General features: G+C 50.2%; 2 protein-coding genes. Both read right to left on the bottom strand.

What is annotated here, in order from left to right; all coding sequences use genetic code 11:
• Nucleotides 1-343: 343 nt before the first annotated feature.
• Complete coding sequence (locus tag LC354_RS27295) at nucleotides 344-1306, bottom strand: TniB family NTP-binding protein (RefSeq protein ID WP_223429077.1); 963 nt, start codon at nucleotides 1304-1306, stop codon at nucleotides 344-346.
• Nucleotides 1303-2553 (bottom strand): hypothetical protein, encoded by a 1251-nt coding sequence (locus tag LC354_RS27290; RefSeq protein ID WP_223429076.1) that lies wholly within the window; start codon nucleotides 2551-2553, stop codon nucleotides 1303-1305. Before LC354_RS27290 ends, LC354_RS27295 begins: the two co-directional genes overlap by 4 nt.
• Nucleotides 2554-2643: the final 90 nt, after the last annotated feature.

Below are 2643 nucleotides of genomic sequence, written 5' to 3'. Positions count from 1 at the left end.
GAATCGCCGAATTTCCTCCTCAAAAGCGCACACAGAATCCATTTGTGGAGAAAATTCCGAAAAAACTCCTTGACACGAATATGCACGGAGTGGCGCCAGATTGGCACGCTTATGCTACATTGGCAACTGCCAATGGGGCATAAGCGTGCACGAATCACTAGCGTCAGATTTTTATAAAGTCTAAAAACATATCGATAACAATGACTTACTGGCGTGTTGTTTTCTGCAAGATGCCATAAGCGTGCACGTTGGAAGCATAAGCGTGCACATGGGATACCAAAGAAAAGGCCCGCCAAAGGGCGGGCCGGTTTCATCATCATTCAGTCGTTTGCTATCGGCTCAATTAACCTTGCAGTTCAAGTAACTTTTGACTGTCGAATGCTTCCCGGAAATCCGGAGCTGTGAACGGCGAATATTTTTCGCGAGTGCCCGTTTTCAAGGCGAATTCCTTTGCAAAATCTTTTGCTCGAAGTTGCTTTTTTTTCTTCAGCTTCGCTTCAATCAACGTCTCAATCAAAAGTTCAATGACAAGACCCCATCGATGTGAACAAGCGTAGTCAAGGCGGGTCAAAAAATCTTGCGTCACAAGTTGCTCGATGTTGATTTCGACTTGATCCGCATAGAGATATAGCAGCCTTGCGAGATATTCTTCATCGCGCTTCACATTGATCTCGTGAAAACGAACTGGCTCCACAAGGTTGTCCAGTTGTTCGTGCGACCGAATGTATTTGTTCAACGATGGCACGCCCGATAGGATCATCATCAAAGGCCAGCGCGTCTCTTTCATCATAGACTTAAAACTGTCTAAAAAGTGCTGGTTCGTTTTGCCGCCATCGCGGAAGACATGTTGGCATTCGTCATAGTGAATTCCAATAACGCCTTGCTGTTCAGCCTGGAAAAGGACTCTTTCCCAGATGTACACTTGGGTACGGGTTCCTTGGATATCGTATCCGAGGGCTTTCAGTGTCGCGATGCCAAGATCTTTGTATGTAACGCGCCCGGAAAGTAGGCAGCTGACAATCTTTCCCGGCCGCCCATCTGGCATGAGTGTCTCACTTTTGTTGAAATCCCCGATCAGTTTTTTCATCTCGCGAGTTTTGCCAACTCTCGACTCTCCAGTGACGACCAGTCCACGCACCTCCAGATTTCCAGCCATTCGGCTTACGTAATACTCCCGCAAACATCTCTTAAATGCGCCCCTCAACTCTTTTGCCCGCGGCAATTCAAAATGAGCCATTTTCATCGGCCCAGCGATTGAAATGTCTTCCATATCTAAATAGTCGTCTTCCATGTCTGACTCGGTCATTTGAACGTACCTTTGGTTTTTGGTCGGCCGATTGGCCGGTGTTTGGGATCAATTGTTTTTGTCTCGGGAGGACGGGCAGCCTCCGGGTCTTCGGCGCCATCAACAGATGTTGCCTCCGCGGCAGCTTCAGAGGTGCCTTCGATGGAATCGGAGGCCGGATCACCATGCAGATCATCTGTGATCGTTTCACCCTCGCCGATTGAAAGGACGCCCGGACCACTTAAGCCTGAATTGATGTCACCTGGGCGAACTGTTGGAAAATCCTTCGGCGACGGAACAACGCGAGCACCACTGAACACGGAGGCGGCTTTGTTTCGAACTTCTTCGAAAGTCGAATGGCTGCGAGGCAGATTGCGTTCGACACCGGTTTTCTTCAACTGGTCAAACCGCTTGCGCCGTTCTGATGCAATACGGTCCTCATAAATCTCGGTGACGTCCGGATTCTCCTTGAGATAGGCCTGCGTTACTTCGAGCACCTCGGAAATAGTCAGCTCTGCAAACGCTGTAACCTGAAGCTGAAGTCGGAATTCACCTTTGACATCGGGAATGATGGCTGTCGCTTCAGTTACGTTGTCTGGATCGACGAATACCGCAACTTTGCCCCTTGGCTCGCGGTCGATAGCTTTTTGGAACTCGTTCGAATTGTACCAAATGCCTCCAAAAACCCGAACACCTTCATCGTTTGGTGTGACTTCACTTTTCCATCCCAGATGAATTCGGCGCTGGTCTTCGGGCAACGGGGTGTACAGCCCGCGTTTCTCATTCAGTTCCTTAATGACCTCAGCGGGGCGTCGACCACCCATTCCAACCCCCATATGTCTCATGGAGGGGTATTCATCGATGAAGAACCGGGTCAGAATCCCATAAAGTTCATCAATATCGAGGACGCCATTGGCTTTGGCATCATAACCAGGAAGCTCTCCCGCTTTTCGACCAGTGTAGCCATGGATCAGTTTGAGCAAGACTGACTCGGTCGTACCAAAAAGACGCTCGACGTATGGCTTGTCAGCGGAGGCATACGTTCTGACTGCCGTGTATGATGCGGACGTTCCGAGTAGGCTACCAACAACGTCTTTCGAGCGCAGTCCGGTGCCATTGTCAGTTTTGACCATGCCCAAACCCACTGGCGGGGCAGGGTCACCTTGGCACCCATATTTCTTTTTTTCCTTCGTTTTGTCCCGTGTTGCCATCCTGAGGAGCGCCAGTGTCGCCTCGGCTTTGGGCTGATCGCTGAGGATCCAAGCCAACGGCATTCTTGACCCGACATTCCCCAAGTGGCCTGCCATCTGACGCGAAGATCGCCTGATCAGGCCTGCGGATCAAGTATCTTTTACCTC

Origin of the sequence: Tateyamaria pelophila, from assembly GCF_019966495.1 — a bacterium.
Classification (GTDB): Bacteria; Pseudomonadota; Alphaproteobacteria; order Rhodobacterales; family Rhodobacteraceae; genus Tateyamaria; species Tateyamaria pelophila.
Note: the sequence above shows the minus strand (reverse complement) of the source record. Positions and strands in the feature narration are given on the sequence as shown.